Source organism: Cellulomonas fulva (assembly GCF_018531375.1).
Classification (GTDB): domain Bacteria; phylum Actinomycetota; class Actinomycetes; order Actinomycetales; family Cellulomonadaceae; genus Cellulomonas; species Cellulomonas fulva.
This window is the reverse complement of sequence record NZ_JAHBOH010000001.1, coordinates 2,079,647-2,095,998: the sequence shown is the minus strand read 5'-3', so window position 1 is coordinate 2,095,998 and position 16,352 is coordinate 2,079,647. Positions and strand designations below refer to the sequence as shown.

The 16,352-nt window shown below is 75.2% G+C and carries 15 protein-coding genes; 6 read left to right on the top strand and 9 right to left on the bottom strand.

Features of this window, described 5'->3' with window-relative positions:
- Positions 1-47: 47 nt before the first annotated feature.
- Both KIN34_RS09355 and KIN34_RS09350 read right to left on the bottom strand, forming a co-directional pair.
- Positions 48-881 (bottom strand): alpha/beta fold hydrolase, encoded by an 834-nt coding sequence (locus tag KIN34_RS09355; RefSeq protein WP_214349605.1) that lies wholly within the window; start codon positions 879-881, stop codon positions 48-50.
- Between the two features lie 40 nt (positions 882-921).
- Positions 922-1,788: a hypothetical protein gene (locus tag KIN34_RS09350; protein WP_214349604.1), complete on the bottom strand. Its 867-nt coding sequence runs from the start codon at positions 1,786-1,788 to the stop codon at positions 922-924.
- Between the two features lie 170 nt (positions 1,789-1,958).
- On the opposite strand from KIN34_RS09350, the gene KIN34_RS09345 reads away from it, so the two are divergent.
- Complete coding sequence (locus KIN34_RS09345) at positions 1,959-2,423, top strand: Fur family transcriptional regulator (protein ID WP_307858166.1); 465 nt, start codon at positions 1,959-1,961, stop codon at positions 2,421-2,423.
- Here KIN34_RS09345 and KIN34_RS09340 read toward each other — a convergent pair.
- From KIN34_RS09340 to KIN34_RS09330, 3 genes are read right to left on the bottom strand one after another with little or no spacing between them, the layout of a single operon-like run.
- On the bottom strand, positions 2,420-3,346 hold the full coding sequence (locus KIN34_RS09340; protein ID WP_307858165.1) for a metal ABC transporter permease: 927 nt from the start codon (positions 3,344-3,346) through the stop codon (positions 2,420-2,422). The genes KIN34_RS09345 and KIN34_RS09340 overlap by 4 nt on opposite strands.
- Positions 3,343-4,152: a metal ABC transporter ATP-binding protein gene (locus KIN34_RS09335; RefSeq protein ID WP_214349600.1), complete on the bottom strand. Its 810-nt coding sequence runs from the start codon at positions 4,150-4,152 to the stop codon at positions 3,343-3,345. The genes KIN34_RS09340 and KIN34_RS09335 overlap by 4 nt, the downstream gene beginning before the upstream one ends.
- Positions 4,149-5,072 (bottom strand): metal ABC transporter solute-binding protein, Zn/Mn family, encoded by a 924-nt coding sequence (locus KIN34_RS09330; RefSeq protein WP_214349598.1) that lies wholly within the window; start codon positions 5,070-5,072, stop codon positions 4,149-4,151. The genes KIN34_RS09335 and KIN34_RS09330 overlap by 4 nt, the downstream gene beginning before the upstream one ends.
- Positions 5,073-5,282: 210 nt before the next feature.
- Between KIN34_RS09330 and KIN34_RS09325 the strand changes: the two genes are divergently transcribed.
- Positions 5,283-6,176 (top strand): CPBP family intramembrane glutamic endopeptidase, encoded by an 894-nt coding sequence (locus tag KIN34_RS09325; protein ID WP_214349596.1) that lies wholly within the window; start codon positions 5,283-5,285, stop codon positions 6,174-6,176.
- A 62-nt stretch (positions 6,177-6,238) separates the two neighbouring features.
- Here the strand turns inward: KIN34_RS09325 and KIN34_RS09320 are convergent, their stop codons facing one another.
- Positions 6,239-9,271: a UPF0182 family membrane protein gene (locus KIN34_RS09320; protein ID WP_214349594.1), complete on the bottom strand. Its 3,033-nt coding sequence runs from the start codon at positions 9,269-9,271 to the stop codon at positions 6,239-6,241.
- 196 nt (positions 9,272-9,467) lie between these two features.
- On the opposite strand from KIN34_RS09320, the gene KIN34_RS09315 reads away from it, so the two are divergent.
- Positions 9,468-10,088: a PPA1309 family protein gene (locus KIN34_RS09315; RefSeq protein WP_372449539.1), complete on the top strand. Its 621-nt coding sequence runs from the start codon at positions 9,468-9,470 to the stop codon at positions 10,086-10,088.
- A 28-nt stretch (positions 10,089-10,116) separates the two neighbouring features.
- Here KIN34_RS09315 and KIN34_RS09310 read toward each other — a convergent pair whose 3' ends face one another.
- The gene (locus KIN34_RS09310) at positions 10,117-11,250 is read right to left on the bottom strand and encodes a YlbL family protein (protein WP_307858164.1); all 1,134 of its coding nucleotides are present in this window, start codon (positions 11,248-11,250) and stop codon (positions 10,117-10,119) included.
- 124 nt (positions 11,251-11,374) lie between these two features.
- Complete coding sequence (locus KIN34_RS09305; protein WP_214349591.1) at positions 11,375-12,418, bottom strand: Rossmann-fold NAD(P)-binding domain-containing protein; 1,044 nt, start codon at positions 12,416-12,418, stop codon at positions 11,375-11,377.
- A 252-nt stretch (positions 12,419-12,670) separates the two neighbouring features.
- On the opposite strand from KIN34_RS09305, the gene KIN34_RS09300 reads away from it, so the two are divergent.
- Positions 12,671-14,080 carry a zinc-dependent metalloprotease gene (locus KIN34_RS09300; protein WP_237689611.1) on the top strand — a complete coding sequence of 470 codons (1,410 nt, stop codon included), beginning with the start codon at positions 12,671-12,673 and terminating at the stop codon, positions 14,078-14,080.
- Positions 14,081-14,085: 5 nt separating this feature from the next.
- On the opposite strand, the gene KIN34_RS09295 is transcribed toward KIN34_RS09300, so the two are convergent.
- On the bottom strand, positions 14,086-14,700 hold the full coding sequence (locus KIN34_RS09295) for a YgjP-like metallopeptidase domain-containing protein (protein ID WP_214349586.1): 615 nt from the start codon (positions 14,698-14,700) through the stop codon (positions 14,086-14,088).
- A 197-nt stretch (positions 14,701-14,897) separates the two neighbouring features.
- Between KIN34_RS09295 and KIN34_RS09290 the strand changes: the two genes are divergently transcribed.
- Positions 14,898-15,056 carry a DUF5679 domain-containing protein gene (locus KIN34_RS09290; protein WP_013883019.1) on the top strand — a complete coding sequence of 53 codons (159 nt, stop codon included), beginning with the start codon at positions 14,898-14,900 and terminating at the stop codon, positions 15,054-15,056.
- Positions 15,057-15,224: 168 nt separating this feature from the next.
- Entirely contained in the window at positions 15,225-16,346 is a 1,122-nt protein-coding gene (locus KIN34_RS09285) for a ThiF family adenylyltransferase (RefSeq protein WP_214349584.1), read from the top strand.
- Positions 16,347-16,352 lie beyond the last annotated feature (6 nt).

Here is a 16,352-nt window from a genome sequence, read left to right as displayed (position 1 = left end):
TGCCCGGCGCCCGTGGGGGCCGCCTCGCGCGTCGTCCGAGGCGTCGCTCAGGGGCGGCTCACACCGCTGCTCGGCTCCGGGCGCAGGCGCTCCCGCAGGAGCGCCGCGGTGGCCTCGGCGGCGATGCCGTGGCCCGCCCCGCCGGCCACCTCGGCGTACGACGCCCTCGCCAGCTCGTCCGCGAGGGCGACCCCGGACGCGCGCAGGGCCGGCCACGTGTCCTGCCCGCACACGACGAGCGTCGGCACGTCGAGCGCTCGCATCGCCGGCGTCGGCACGTTCGGCGCGTGCGTGATCGTCGCGTCGTACACGACCGTCGGGGCGATCGCCTCGAGCGCCGCCCACATCGGCGACTGCCGCGCCTGCTCCACCATCGCGGGAGGGAGTCCGATGACCTCCCGCTGCATGAGCTCGACGGCGTCGCCGCGTCGGCCCTCGGCGACCAGCGCGGCCAGGCGCTGCGGGGCGTCCGCGGGGGCCGCCGGCAGGCCGGCGAGCGCGAACGGCGCCTCGTACAGCACCAGGCCCGAGATCGCCGACCCCGCGGCGGCGGCGTGCAGCGCGAGCGTGCCGCCCGACGAGAAGCCGAACACGGCGGCGCGGCCACCCTCGGCCGCGAGCACCGCGTCGAGGTCCGCCACCTCGAGGTCGACGCGGTAGGAGCCGACGTCGGCCGGCGCCAGGGCGTCGGTGCTGTCCCCGCGGCCACGACGGTCCACCAGCACCGTGGTGAAGTCGTCGGTCAGCAGGCCGGCGAGCTCGGCGCACGTCCCGCGGGTGTTGAACGCACCCGCGAGGAAGACCACGACGGGTCCGCTGCCCGCGCGTTCGTACGCGATCGTCGTGCCGTCGTCCGACTCGACCGTCCGCAGCTCGCTCACCATGTCTCCTCCCGCGTCGGCGTCCGCCGACGGGCTCACGCTAGGTCCGCTGCCCGGCCGCGTCGACCCCGTCGAGCCCGAGCAGCCGACGCCAGGCGCGGTGGTGCTCCACGCACACGCACGCCCCGCCGCCGAGCGCCGACGCGGCCCGGGCCGCCTCGCGCTCGAGCACCGCGGCGCCCTCGTCGTGGAAGGTGTACTGCGCACCCCCCGCGACCTTGGGGGTGTCCGTCTCGACCCCCACGCTCCACGTCCGTCCCGCGGCGCGCACCCGGTCCACCGCCGGCCCCGCGAGCGCGACGATCCCGTCGGGCCCGTCCGCGTGGTCGCTGAACGCCACGACGACGACCTCGTCGACCCGTGCGAGCGCGGCGTCGAGCAGCGAGCCCTCGCCCACGGGGGCCGCGACGGTCGTCAGCCACCACGGTGCGTCGACCCCCAGCGCGACGCCCGCCGGGAGCGAGGCCGCCACGGCGTCGAGCACGGCGAGCCAGCGTCGGGAGCCCCCCGGGACGTCGTCGGACCACCCCGGCAGCGCCCACGGCTCGACGTCCAGCTGGACGCCCACCAGCGCCGGGCCGGCCGAGCGCAGCGCCGCGCCCGCCCACGTCGCCGCGAGCCCCGGCTGGTCCAGCCACCCCGCGTCGCCCCCCAGCGCCGTGACCGCCACGCCGGCGTCGGCGAGCGCACGAGCCGCCGCCGCGAACCACGTGCCGACCGGCCCCTCGTCCGCCGCCCACGGCGCCGCGAGGTGCACGCGGGTCAGGCCGCGCTCCGCGCAGAACGCCACCAGCGCCGCGGGCTCCGCGGGTGCGTACCCGCGCCCCCGCGCGTCCTGCCCGGACGGGACGGGGTTGTCCCACGCCCACATCGCGCCGATCCCGGACGCCGCCGTGCCCACCGTCATGCCCGCACCGTCATCTCTGCACCGTCATCTCTGCACCGTCATCTCTGCACCGTCATCTCAGCACCGTCGCATCCGGCCGCGCGGTCCACCATCGGCGACGCGGCCCTTGTTGAGAACGAGCTGTCGCACATGAGAATCACGTAGAATCGACCGACCCCCGGGAGGTGCACGTGATCGGACAGCGCAGCACGCGCCAGCGTCGCGCGATCGGCGAGCTCATGGACGAGCTCGACGACTTCCGCAGCGCCCAGCAGATCCACGTCCTGCTCGGCCGGCGGGGCGAGGACATCGGCCTCGCCACGGTGTACCGCACGCTGGGCGCGATGGCCGCGAACGGCGACTTCGACGTCCTGCGGACCGAGTCGGGCGAGACGCTCTACCGCTCCTGCGAGCGCGAGGCGCACCACCACCACCTGGTGTGCCGCGTGTGCGGCCGCACCGTCGAGGTGCAGGGGGGCGCGCTCGAGGAGTTCCTCGCGGCCGCCGCCGCCGAGACCGGCTTCGCGGACGTGGCGCACACGGTCGAGATGTTCGGCACGTGCCCGCAGTGCGTGGCGGCCCTACCGACCGACGCACCGACCGCGCTTCCGACCGACGCGCCGACCGACACCTCGACCGACACCTCGACCGACTAGGCCGCGGCGACCTCGTCGCGCTCCACCGCCGCCACCCGCCGGGCCCAGCCACGCCGCGTGCGCAGGTCCCCGACCACCCGGCAGACGACGTAGATCACAAACGAGATCGTCGTCACGTACGGGCTGATGGGCACCGAGCCGCCGAGCGCGAGCAGGATCCCGCCGACCGCGCTGGTGACGGCGAACGCCACCGACAGCAGCGGCACGACCACGGGCGACGCGCTCACGCGCGTCGCCGCGGCGGCGGGCGTGATGAGCAGCGAGAGGACCAGGAGCGCCCCCACCACCTGCACCGCGAGCGCCACCGCGAGGCCGAGCAGGAGCATGAACCCGATGCCCAGTGCTCGCGTCGGCACGCCGCGGGCGGCGGCCACGTCGGGGTCGATGCTCGAGAACGTCAGGGGCCGCCAGATCACGACGAGCGCGACGAGCACCACCGCGGCGATCGCGAGGAAGAGCGACAGCCGGGTCTCGTCGACGGCGACGATCTGCCCGGTGAGCAGGCCGAACTTGTTCGCCGCCCGTCCGGGGTACAGGGCCAGGAACAGCACGCCCAGGCCGAGGCCGAACGGCATGATCACGCCGATGATCGAGTTGCGGTCCCGCGCGCGCGTGCCCATCAGCCCGATCAGGAGCGCCGCCAGCACGGAGCCCAGGACGGCGCCGAGCATGACGTCGATCGAGAGCAGCAGCGCCGCCGCGGCGCCGGCGAACGACAGCTCGCTGATGCCGTGCACCGCGAACGCCAGGTCGCGCTGCATGACGAGCACGCCGACGAGCCCGCCGACGAGCCCGAGCACCGCACCCGCGATGAGCGAGTTGTGCACCAGGGCGAGCAGCGACCCGTAGTCGGTGAAGTCGAACACCCGGGTCCACCAGTCGTCGGCCACCGCGGCCGGCACGGGGACGGACAGCGTGGTCACTCCTCGACCTCCTCGACGTGGTGGGCGTGCTCGTCGTCGCCCCCCACGATCACGACGCGACCCCGCGTGCGCAGGACGTCCACGGGCGTGCCGTACAACGCCGTGAGTCGCTCGGACGTCAGGACCTCGTCCGGGGTCCCCACCGCGTGGCCGGCCGGTGCGAGGTAGAGCACGCGGTCGGTGTACGGCAGGACCGGGTTGATCTCGTGCGTCACGAAGACCACCGACGTGCCGCGGGTGCGCCGCATCTCGTCGATCAGCGCCGTGACCTCGTGCTGGTGGCGCAGGTCCAGGGAGAGCAGCGGCTCGTCGCACAGCAGCAGCGCGGGCTCGGACGCGAGCGCCTGCGCGATCCGCACGCGCTGCTGCTCCCCGCCCGAGAGCATGCCGAGCGGCACGTCCGCGTACGGCGCGGCGCCGACCGCCGCGAGCAGCTCGTCGACCCGGTCCCGGCGGGACCGCCCGCCGATCCCCCACCGGTCACCGTCCAGGCCGAGCCGGACCAGGTCCCGTGCGCGCACGGGCGTCGACGGGTCGACCAGGCGCTGCTGCGGGATGTAGCCGACGTCACGGCTGCCGCGCCGGGCGGGCGCACCCGCGATCGTCAGCCGCCCGCCGCTGAGCGGGGTCAGGCCGAGGACGACGCGGAGCAGGCTCGTCTTGCCGGAGCCGTTGGGGCCGAGCACGGTGAGGAACTCTCCGGGCGCGACGGTCAGGTCGAGCCCCGACCACACCGTGCGCGGCCCGTACGCGAGGTGGGCGCCCGCCAGGGCGAGAGGCGCGGGGGCGGCCGCGGCCGACGTCACGCGAGCGCCTGCGCGAAGGCCTCGAGGTTGTCCGTCATCCACGTCACGTAGTCCTTGCCCTCCGGCAGCGTCTCGGTCACCCGGACGACCGGCACGTCCGCGTCCTGCGCGGCCGCGACCACCTGGTCGGTCTGCGGTCCGGTCGTCTGCTCGTTGTACACGAGGAACGCCACCTCGTGCGACGACACGAGGTCGAGCATCGCCTCCATGACCGCCGGCGCGACGTCGATCTCCTCCTCGATCGCCTCCGAGAACTCGCCCGGCGTGCGGTCGACGAGCCCGGCCTCCGCGACCAGGTACAGCGGCACCGGCTCCGTCACCGCGACGGCCGCGCCGCCGTGCTCGGCGCCGATCGCGGCCGCCCGGTCGAGCAGCCCGTCGAGCGTGCCGACGAACGCCTCGGCGTTGCCCGCGAAGTCGTCCGCGTGCGCCGGGTCGAGCCGCGCCAGCTCGTCGGCGACCGCGCCGGCGACGTCCTGCACCGCCTCGAGGCTGTACCAGACGTGCTCGTTCAGCTCGCCGCCATCGGGAGCCGTGAGGCCGGAGGCCTCGACCGCGTCCACCACCGGCGGCCGGGTGTCGAGCGCGTCGACGAGCGTCGTCGCGAAGTCGTCGTACCCCCCGCCGTTCAGCACGACGAGGTCCGCTCGCGAGAGCTCGAGCTGCACCCGGGCGCTGCCCTCGTAGGAGTGCGGGTCGGCCGACGGGTCGTCGACGATCGACGTCACGCTGACGAGGTCGCCCCCGACCTGGCTGACGACGTCGCCCCACACGTTCGTCGAGGCGACCACCGCGATCGCGTCGCCGTCGGCGCCCCCACCGGTGCCGCCGGTGCCGCCCGGGTCGCCGTCCGACGAGCAGGCGGTGAGGGTCAGCGCCACCACGGCGAGCGCGGCGACGGCGAGGGGACGGTGGCGCATGGACGGAGCTCCGATCGAGGGGACGTGCGAACCGCGATAACGATAGCAGTTCGCATTAACGCTCCGACCGCTCGCCCCGTCCCTGACCGCGCTCCGGGTGCGGCCGGGGACGGGCCAGGGTCGTCACCGATGTCCCGGCGGCCGTCCTCCCCGCCAGGCTCGGACCGGCGCGAACGTGCCGATGAGCTACCGCTGAGCACGGAGGACACGATGACCACGACACACGCGACGAGCCCGCCTGGCCGCGTCGGCCCCGAGGGACGCGCCGACCGCCGCGCCGCCGCTCGATCCGCGCACCGCGCCCGCCAGGCCGCGGCCGACGCCGCGTTCACCGCCGAGTTCGGGCAGTACACGCTCGCGCAGGTGCTGGGCCTGTGGGCCCTCGCCGCGCTCCCGATGGGCGCGATCCTCTGGGTCCTCATGCCGGCGGTCGTCGTCCCGCGCAGCGACTTCCCCGCCCTGGCGTACCTGCTCCTCGCGACCGCCGGCCTGGTCTGGCAGGGCCTCGTCGCGCTCGTCGTCCTGCGGCGCGAGGTCCGCCCGTTCACGTGGGCCGCGCTGCGGCGGCGGCTGTGGCTGCACCGTCCGACGAGCCCGCGCTCCGGCCGCCGCACCTGGTGGCTGCTCGCGCTCACGCTGCCCGTCGCCCTCCTCGTGCTGGCGTACGACGACCTCGAGCCCCTGCGCCCGCTGCAGGACGCGTTCGTCACGGCGCTCCCCGGCCTCGCCCAGCCGGGGTACGCGGACCTGTCGGCCCTCGCCGAGCCGCGGACCGTCGGGCAGTGGTGGCTCCTGGCGGTCCTCGCCGTGCTGCTGGTGTCCAACTACCTGCTCGGCGAGGAGCTGCTCTTCCGCGGCATCCTGCTGCCGAAGATGCGCGGCGCGCTCGGCCGGTGGGACGTGGTCGCCAACGGCGTGCTGTTCGCCACGTACCACCTGCACATCATCTGGGCCCTGCCCGTCACGATCGTCCGGGACTGGGTCTACGCGGGGCTCATGCGCCGCTACCGCTCGTCGTGGATGAGCACGCTCCTGCACGCGTACGACGGGCTGTTCCTCGTCGTGCTGTTCCCGCTCGCGATCGCCGGCGTGGTCCAGGGCTGAGCCCGGGACGGCCGAGGGCCCCGCTCACCGGGTGAGCGGTGCCCTCGGGGTTCGCCGAGACGTCAGGACGTCGCGCTGGGCGCCGGCGTCGGGTCGAGGTCCGACGTGGATGCCGTCCCGTCCGAGCCCGCGAGCCGCGACTCGGCGTCGAGCGCGTCCTCGACGGCCGCGTCGAGCGCGTCCTGCGCGTCGCCGTACGCCGCGAAGTCACCCTCGGCGAGCGCCGTCTGGCTGTCCTGGATCGCGGCCTGGGCCCGGGCCAGCGCGTCGGCGAGGTCCGCTCGCGCCTGCGCCTCGTCGCCGTCCGGCTCACCCGTGCCCGGGTCGCCGGGCTCCGGCTCCGGCGTCCCCGGCTCGTCGGGGTCCGGCGTCGTCCCGCCACCGCCGCTGTTGTCGGTGTCCACACCGGAGTCGCCCTCGAACACCGCGTCGAGCGCGCCGTCCAGCGTCTCCGAGATCGCGACGTCGTCGCCGAACGCGGCGATGACCCGCTGGAGCAGCGGGAACGTGGTCCCGGACTCGGCCTGCAGGTAGACGGGCTGGACGAAGAGCATGCCCTCGCCCACCGGCAGCGCCAGCAGGTTCGCCCGCACGATCTTGGCCCCGCCGCGGCCCAGGAGCGTGAACTCCTCCGCCACCGCGCTGTCCGTCGTCATGTTGTTGTTGACCTGACCGGGTCCCGGGACCGAGCCGTCGCGCGGCAGCTCGAGCAGCCGGATCTTGCCGTACTCGGCGGCCTTCTCGCCGTCCTGCGCGCCCGCGTCCGCGTCGACCGCCATGTAGCCGCGCATGACGTTGCGCGCCTGCTGGCCGAACGGGATGAACGTCGACGTCAGCGAGAAGCTCGCGCTCTCCTGCTTCGGCATCCGCAGCGTCATGTAGTACGGCGGCTGCGCGACGTCACCCGTGGCGTTCGGGTCGTCCGGCACCGCCCAGAAGTCGGTCCCCGTGAAGAACTGCGCGGGGTCGGACACGTGGTACCGCGTGAGCAGCTCGCGCTGCACCTTGAACAGGTCCTCCGGGTAGCGCAGGTGGCTCATCAGCTGCCCGTCGATCTCCGAGAGCGGCTGCAGCGAGGTCGGGAAGATCTCGTTCCACGCCTTCAGCACGGGGTCCTGGTCGTCCCATGCGTAGAGCGTGACCGTGCCGTCGTACGCGTCGACCGTGGCCTTCACCGAGTTGCGGATGTAGTTGGCCGTCTTGGGCTGCAGCGCCTCGATCGCGCTCGACGACTGCGTGAGCGAGTCGGCCGTCGCCGAGTCCAGCGTGACCTGCGCGGCGTACGGGTACTCGCTGCTCGTCGTGTAGCCGTCGACGATCCACTTGACCCGCCCGTCCACGACCGCCGGGTAGACCCGGCCGTCGAGCGTGAGGTACGGGGCGACCTTCTCCACGCGCTCGCGCGGGCTGCGGTCGTACAGGATCTGCGAGTCGGCGGTGACGCGGTCGGAGAACAGGATCTGCTCGGAGCCGAACTTCACGGCGTAGAGCAGCTTGTTCCAGGCGTTCCCGATCTCCGGGCCCGCCGAGACGTCCTGCGTCGGGAACCGGGTGTTCACCGAGCCGCCGCCGTCGTTCGTCGGGTAGTCGAGCTCCCAGCCCGTCGAGTCCTCGGGGCCGCCGACGATCGAGTACGCGGGCGACTCCGGGCTGAAGTACAGCCGCGGCTCGTAGTCGCCGAGCTCGCCCGTCGACGGGATGCCGCCCTCGAAGAAGGACGGCGCGCCGCGCCCGGCCGTGGTGTTGCCGCGGGCCGCGACCACGCCGTAGCCGTGCGTGTACACCGTGACGTCGTTGGTCCAGTTGCGCTGCGACGCCTCGAGCCCGGAGAGGTTGAGCTCGCGGGCCGCGACGACGGTGTCCTGCGACTCGCCGTCCAGCTGGTAGCGGTCGACGGACAGGGTGTCCGGGAAGCTGTAGAAGTTCGTGACCTGCTGCAGCTGCTTGAACGACGGGCTGACGACCTGCGGGTCGAGCAGGCGGATCGACGCGGCGGTCTCCGCGTCGTCCCGCAGCGCCTGCGGTGCCGCGGTCACGTTCGCGTCGTACTCCGTGGTCTCGATGTCGTCGATCCCGTAGGCCACCCGGGTCGCGTCGATGTTGCGCTCGATGAACTCCGACTCGGCGTCCTGCTGGTTCGGCTGCACCTGGAAGCGCTGCACGACGGCGGGGTAGATGCCGCCCACCGCGATCGCCGCGACGATCATGAGCCCCACGCCGATCAGCGGCAGGCGCCAGTTCCCGCGGATCGCGGTGACGACGAACGTGACCGCGACGAAGGCCGCGATGCCGGCCAGGATCGCCTTGGACGGGATCACCGCGTGCACGTCGGTGTACGACGCGCCGTCGAACTTGTCCGCGGTCTTGGTGAGGATCGAGTACCGGTCCAGCCAGTAGTTGACCGCGACCAGGACCATCAGGACCGCACCCAGCACGCCCAGCTGGATGCGCGCGGCGCGCGTCGTGCGCGGCGTGTCCTTGCTGCCGCCGATCCGCAGCCCGCCGTACAGGTAGTGCGTGGCCAGGGAGGCGATGGCCGCGATCACGACCACGGCCACCAGGAACGACACGACGAACCGCAGCGCGGGGAGGGTGAACAGGTAGAACCCGAGGTCGATCCCGTACTGGGGGTCCTGCGTGCCCACGTGCTGCGCGTGCATCCACAGCTGGACGGTGTCCCACTGCTGGGAGGCCATGACCCCGGCGACGAACCCGACGAGCGCGGGCCCGGCGATCATCACGACCTTGCGCAGCGGCTCGATCGCCTCGCGGTACTGGTCGAGGCTCGCCTGCTCGGGCGTCGACGGCGCGTAGACCGGACGCGACGAGTAGGCGTACCGCATGCTCAGCCCGACGGCCGCCCCCATCACCAGGAAGCCGATGGCGAACAGGATCGCGCGGGTGCCCCACTCGGTGCGCAGCACCTCGAGGAAGCCGAGCTGGTCGTACCAGAGCACCTCCGTCCACACCTGGGCCAGGATCAGCACCAGGACGACGATCGCGCCCAGCACGACGAGCGTGGGGACGAGCGCACCGCGCCGCTTGCCGGGCGGGCGGGCGGGCCGGGTGGGGCGGGAACTGCTGGCGAAGCTCACGTGGCGTGCGTCCTCGTCGTCGTCGGGTGCGTGCCCACCCGGAGGGTGCGGCACGAAGAACGGTCTCGGCTGCGCGGGATGCGCCCCTGTCAGGGCCAACGCGCGCGTGCGGACCCAGGTTCCCACACGGCGGGTCACGAGACCGTGACGGACCGGACCGTCCGACGAGCCCGTCGCGAGGTGCGAGCATGGAGGCGTGACCCCGCAGCCGCCGACCCCACCGTCGACGCCCTCGTCCGACACGCGCACGACGGCCGACGACGCACCCCGGGCCGCCCTCGCCGACGCCGTGCGCGAGATCGAGCACCACGTGGCCGCCGCGGGCTGGGACGCCCCGGTCCGCGTGTTCGCCCTGGTCCGGACGCAGGCGGCGCTCGCCGCGGAGCCCGGGCTCGCCGACCAGCTCACGCCGGAGACGCTGGCCGCGGCTCGCGAGCACGCCTGGCACCTCACGTCCGTCGAGCAGGAGGGCCTCCCGCCGGCGCCCGACCTCGAGACGCTCCTGGCCGGCCTGTCGTGGCCCGCCACGGTCGACGGTGTCGCCGTCACCGTGGAGCGCGTCGTGCTGCCGCCCGAGGCCGAGGAGGCCATGCCGGCCGACCTGCCGACCGGTCCCGACCAGGACCCCGACGCGGCCGTGCAGTGGCTGCTCGCGCACCCCGACCGCCAGGACGTGCGCCTCGCGGTCGGCGTGCTGCGGGACGGGCCCGCCTGGTGCGCGGTGCGCACCCGCGCGCACGACGCCGACGACCAGGTGGGTCAGGGCGGCGACGTGGTGCCCGGCCTCGTCGCCGCGCTGCGGGCGACGCTCGAGTAGAGCCCCGCGTGGCCGCCCGCCGGGTCCGTCAGGACGCCGTGCAGGTGGGGAGGCCGTCCGCCTCGCCCTTGCCGATCGCGACCACGTCGTCGAGCGCCTCCTCGAGCGTCGAGATGCGGACCACGCGCAGGCCGTCCGGGACGTGCCCGACGACCTCGCCGCAGTTGGCCGCCGGCGCCAGGAACCACGCCGCCCCGTCGCGCTCCGCGCCCGCGAGCTTCTGCCGGATGCCGCCGATCGGTCCCACCTGGCCCACCACGTCGATCGTGCCCGTGCCGGCGATGACCTGGCCACCCGCCTCGTCCGCCGCGGTGAGCTTGTCGATGATCCCGAGCGCGAACATGGTCCCGGCGCTCGGACCGCCGATGTCGCCCGCGTGGATCGTCACGTCGACCGGCATGTCGAAGTCGGGGTCGATGTAGACGCCCATCTGCGCCGCGCCGTCGTCGCCCGCCGTCGTCGGGACCGTGACGTCCACGTCCTCGCCCTGCCGGTGCACGGTGACCTGCACGTCCGCACCCGCGTCGACGGACGCCATCGTCGCGACCAGGCTCTGGTAGTCCGGGAGCGGTGTCCCGTCGATCGCGGTGATGACGTCGCCGTCCTCGAGCGTGCCGTCCGCGCCCGAGCCCTCCACCGTGCCGGCGACGACGAGGGTCGCCGGGACCTCGTAGCCGAGCTCCGTGAGCGCCGCCACGGTCGCGTTCTCCTGCGAGGACACCATCTGGGCGGAGTTCTGGTCGTCGATCTGGTCCTGCGTCTCGTCGGGGTCCGGGAACAGGATCTCGCGCGGCTGGACGACCGCCCACGGCGAGACCCAGCCCCGGACGACGCCGAGCGTGGACGACGGGTAGCCCGGCCCGCCCGTGGCCGAGACCGTGGTCAGCCGCAGCTCGCCCGTGGAGTCGTACGTCCTCGCCCCGCTGATCGTGATGAGCGGCTCGTCGTCCACGTCGCCGAGCACGTTCTCGGTGGGCCCCGGGCTGCTCACGGCGTAGGGCGCCGGCAGCACCGCGCACACGCCGAGCAGGACGGCGCTGGCGAGCATGCCGACCGACAGCGTGAGCGCACGGGGGCTGACGCGCTCGGGCTCGGGCAGCGGCTCGCCGGGCGCGGGCACGACGGGCTCGGGTGCGGCGGTCGGCTGGACGTCGTCAGGCACCTCGGCATCATGCCGCACGCAGCCGTGCCCCACCGCGCACGGCGGCGGTCCGCTCCACCACCTGCACCGCGTGCACCACCTGCACCCCCTGCACTACCTGCACCCCCTGCACCACCCACCGCGCTCAGCGGCGGCGGGCCTGCCGCCAGATCGCCGCCGTGCCCAGCAGCGCGACCGCCGCCCCGGCGGCGCCGAGCGCGGCGGCGTCACGCGTCGCCACCCGCCGCCCGCCGAGCGCGAGCCGGCCCCGGACCCCGTCGAGCAGGACCTCGAGGGCCGCCGCGCTCGAGCGCTGCGGCACGAACCCCGCCGCCGTGAGCCCGTCCGCCGCCACGGTCCAGGGGTAGACCACGTACGCGAGCTCGGCGGCCGGCGCCGGCAGCACGCCGACGCGGTGCAGCCGCTCCGCCGTGCCGAACGCGGTCGCCGCGGCGAGCTCGACGGTGCGCATCCCCGCGGCGCGCGCCACCTCGTCGGGCGTCAGGACGTCCGCAGGCCCCACGGTCAGCGGTCCGACGAGACCGCGCTCGACCGCGAAGCGCGTGGCCGCGGCCACGTCGTCGACGTGCACCAGCTGCCACGGGCGCGCCACGCCCCGCACCGTGAGCAGGCGCGGCGCCTCGAAGTGCCGGGTGACGAACGAGTCGACGCCGCCACCCACCAGCGCGGCCGGGCGGAGGACGGTCACCAGCGGGGTGCGCCGGCGGGCGGTCCGGGCCACCACCGCCTCCACCGCCAGGAGGTGTCCCACCAGCCCGTCCGCGACCGCGCGCCGGCCGGTGAGCAGCGGCTCGTCGTCGTGGATCGTCGGCCGGTCCGGGGACGCACCGTGCACGACCGCGGACGTGACCACGACGACGTGCCGCACCCCGACGGCGCGCGCCGCGGCGAGCGTCCGCTGCGCGTGCGCGACCGCCGCCGCGTGCCCGTCGGGGCCGCGCCGCCCCGCCGTCACCGTGAGGTCGCCCGGGTGCGCGACGAGCACGAGGACCTCGGCCCCGCGCAACGCCTCCTGCGGGTCGACGGCCGGGGTCTCGTCGACCACGCGCACGTCGGGTGCCCAAGCCGCCGCGACCGCCGCGGCGACGGGTCCCGTCCCGACGACCACCGCGCGCACGTCGGGCGCCGCGGCCACGCTGCGCCCTGAGCGAACCGGACCGTCGGCCATCCCCTGCTCCTCCGCTGCGTGGTTACGGTGGTCCGACGACGGGCAGTCGACGGACAGTCGATGGACAGTCGATGGACGGTCGATGGACGCAGCCGGCCCATCGTCGCAGTGGTCCGCCTTCGTCTCACAGTCGTTTCGCAGTCGTTCGCAGTCGTCCCGCAGTCGTACCGTGCAGCAGCAGCCGATCGCCGAGGAGGCGCCGTGACGTCGGACAGGCCCGTACCGGACCCCGACCAGCCGCCGTGGGAGCAGATGCTGCGCGCCCTGCTGGGCGACCAGGCCGACGAGGCGATCGCGGAGATGCGGGCGCGCGGGATCGACCCGTCCGCGCTCGACCCGGCCGGCACGCTGCCCAGCGACCCCGCCGCGATGCAGCAGGTGCTCGCGCAGGTGCAGCAGCTCTTCGCGGGCGGCGACGACCAGCCGGTGAACTGGCGCATGGCCCACGACCTCGCGCGGCAGCAGGCGGCGCAGGGCGGCGACCCGTCGCTCACCCCCACGCAGACGCGCCAGGTGCTCGACGCCCTGTCCGTCGCGGAGCTGTGGCTCGACGCGGCGACCGAGCTGCCGCCGTCGGCGGCGCCGGCCCGTGCGTGGAGCCGCGCCGAGTGGGTCGAGGCGACGCTCCCGACCTGGCGCACCCTCACGGAGCCGGTGGCCTCCTCGCTGTCGACGGCGCTGGTCGACGCCCTGGGACCCCAGCTCGGCGGCCTGTCCGGCGACCCGCTGTCCGGCGACCCGCTGTCCGGCGACCCGCTGTCCGACGACCCGCTGTCCGGCGCTGCTCCCGGCGTCGCGCTGCCGGGCCTCCCGGGCGGCCTCGAGCCCGGGCAGCTCCTGCGTCGCCTGGGGTCGGCCGTGTTCGGTCTGCAGGTGGGGCAGGCGGCGGGCACGCTGGCGCGCGACGTCTTCGGCACCACCGACATCGGGCTCCCGCTGCTCGACGTCCCGGCGCCGGCGCTCGTCGCCGCGAACGTCGACGCCTTCGCCGAGGGCCTGGACGCGCCCACGGACGAGGTCCGGCTGTTCCTCGCGCTGCGCGAGGCGGCGGCGACCCGGCTGTTCACGCACGTCCCGTGGCTGCGCGCGCACCTGCTGGCGACCGTGGACGCCTACGCCCGCGGCATCGCGATCGACGTCGAGCAGCTCGAGGAAGCCGTCGGGTCGATCGACCCGACCGATGCCGCCGAGCTGCAGCGCGCGCTCTCCGGCGGCGTCTTCGCGCCCCACACGACCCCGGAGCAGCAGGCGGCTCTCGGGCGGCTCGAGACCGCGCTCGCGCTCGTGGAGGGGTGGGTGGACGAGGTCAGCGCCGCGGCCGCGCTCCCGCACCTGCCGCACTCGGTCGCGCTGCGGGAGATGATCCGCCGGCGCCGCGCCGCGGGCGGACCGGCCGAGCAGACGTTCGCCAACCTCGTCGGGCTCGAGCTGCGGCCCCGCCGGCTGCGCGACGCCGCGGCGCTGTGGGCGCAGATCGCGCGCGACGGCGGCCAGGCCGCGCGCGACGCGGTGTGGGACCACCCGGACCTGATGCCGACGGCGGAGGACCTCGACGACCCGTCGGGGTACGCGAGCCGTCGTGCCCAGGCCGCGGGCGACTCGGCCGACCTGGACCGCGCGCTCGCCGAGATCCTGGGCGAGGAGCCGCCCGCGCAGGACTGAGCCGGCTAGTCGTCGAGCGTGTCGCGCTCGTCGTCGGGACGCCCGTCGCGCTCGTCGTGCTCGTCAGGCTCGTCGGGCGCCCCGTCGTCGCCCGCGCGCGGGCCGTCGCCGCGCTCCTCGCGGTACGCGTACCCCTCGAGGAAGCCCCGCGCGCGCTGCGTGCGCGGGTAGGCGTCGAGCTCGGCCCAGAACTCGGGACCGTGACCGGCGTGCAGCAGGTGCACGAGCTCGTGCAGGAGCACGTAGTCGAGCACCCAGCGCGGCATGCCGCGCACCCGGTCGGAGATCCGGATCGTGCCGTCCGACGGCGTGCACGACCCCCAACGACGGCCCTGGTTGGTCGCCCAGCGCACGCTCGTCGGGACGGCGCGTCCGCCCAGGTAGCGCGCGGACAGCTCCGCGGCGCGCCGCGCCAGCTCGGTGTCCGAGGGCTTGCGCCGCTGCTCCTGGGTGGCCAGCCGCGCGAGCATGCGGCGCACCCACTCGGTCTCCTGCGCACGCGTGAACCGCGCCGGGATGGCCACCACCGTGCGCTCGCCCTCGCGCCACGCGGTCACCGTGCGCACGCGGCGGCGCGAGCGACGGACCTCGACCTGCGACAGGTCGGACGTGGGCTGCACAGGTCGCACCGTAGCGCGCACGCCCGGCGCCGAGGCGGCACCTGGACCGCGACACCCGGGCGCCCGGGTGCGTCTGACCGCGCCGGAGGGCCGTTCGCCACTACTGTGGTAGGCGCTCGGGCAGGTCACAGCACTGCCTGGCCACCGACGCCGAGCAACGACCGTCAGGTGCACCGGACAGCCCAAGGAGGACCCACATGGCCGAGACGTATGCAGGCGAGTTCTACTGCGTGAAGTGCAAGGAGAAGCGCGAGGCGGAAGGCGACGTCGTCGTCTCCGAGTCCGGCCGCAAGATGGCCAAGGCCATCTGCCCGGTCTGCGGCACCAAGCTGAACCGCATCCTCGGCAAGGCCTGAGCACCCCAGAGGGCTCCGCGCAGGGGCGTCGTCCGACGAGGGACGGCGCCCCTTCGCACGTCCCGGGCCCGGCCGCACCGCCCCCCTGACCGCATCGGCGACCGCGCCTGTGGAGGAGCCGTCACGCCGGGTGACGTGCGGTGGCAGGGTGACCGGCGGAGGTGGCGCGTGAGGCTGCGGAGAGGGTTGCGGGTCCTGCCCCGCGGGCCGGGCGAGGTCCAGGTCGGGACCGATCCCCGGTGGGCGGTGCGCGTCACCGACCTGACGGACGACGAGGTCGCGGCGCTGCTCGCGCTGCCCCCGGGCGTCTCGTTGGGGGCGCTGGCCGGGGACGACCGGCTCTCCCCGACACGGCTCTCCGCGCTGATCAAGGATCTCGACGAGGCGCGGCTGCTCGAACCGCGCGACCGGTCGCGCGCCCTGACCGGCCCCCGCGAGGCCGACGCCGCGGTGCTCGGGCTGATCCTGCCCGACGGTGACGGCACGGCCGTCGTCGCCGCCCGCGCACGCCGCGCGGTGGGCGTGGTCGGGCTGGGCCCGACGGGCCTCGGGGTCGCCGGCGTGCTCGCCGCGGGCGGCGTCGGCGTGCTGCGCCTCGAGGACGCCCGGCCGGTGCGCTCCTCCGACATCGGGCCCAGCGGCTACCGCTGGGCGGACGTGGGCGGGACGCGCGCCGAGGTGGCCGCGCGCCTGGTCGCCGAGATCGCGCCCGAGGTCGCTGCCGCGCCCGTCCTCGAAGGGGACGAGGGCGCGCGCGTGGACCTCCTCGTCGTGGTCGCCGAGCGTGCGCTCGACCCGACGATCACCGCCGCCCTCCTCAGCGTGGGCACGCCCCATCTGCTCGTCCTCGTCCGGGAGGCCGACACGGTCGTCGGCCCGCTCGTCGTCCCCGGTGACGGACCGTGCGCCCGGTGCCTCGACCTGCACCGGACCGACGCCGACCCGCACTGGCCGGCGGTGGCGACCGCGCTGGCCGCAGCGGGACCCGCCGGGCGACCGCCGACGGGCGAGGTCGCGCCGCCGGCGGAGCCGCACGCGGTCGCGGCGGTCGCCGCCGGGATCGCCGGGTCGGCGGCCCTCGCCGCGCTCGACGCGATCACCCCTGCCGCGAGCGCCGACGACGTCAGGGGCGCGACGCCGACGCGTCCGTACCGCCCCCTGCGCGGTACGACGCTCGAGATCGCGCTCCCCGACGCGCGGCCCCACGAACGACGATGGGCGGCGCACCCGTCGTGCGGGTGCGCCGCCCTGCGTCCTGCGGCCGCGCAGCCCTCGGGGCTGCCGGCCTGAGCGCCC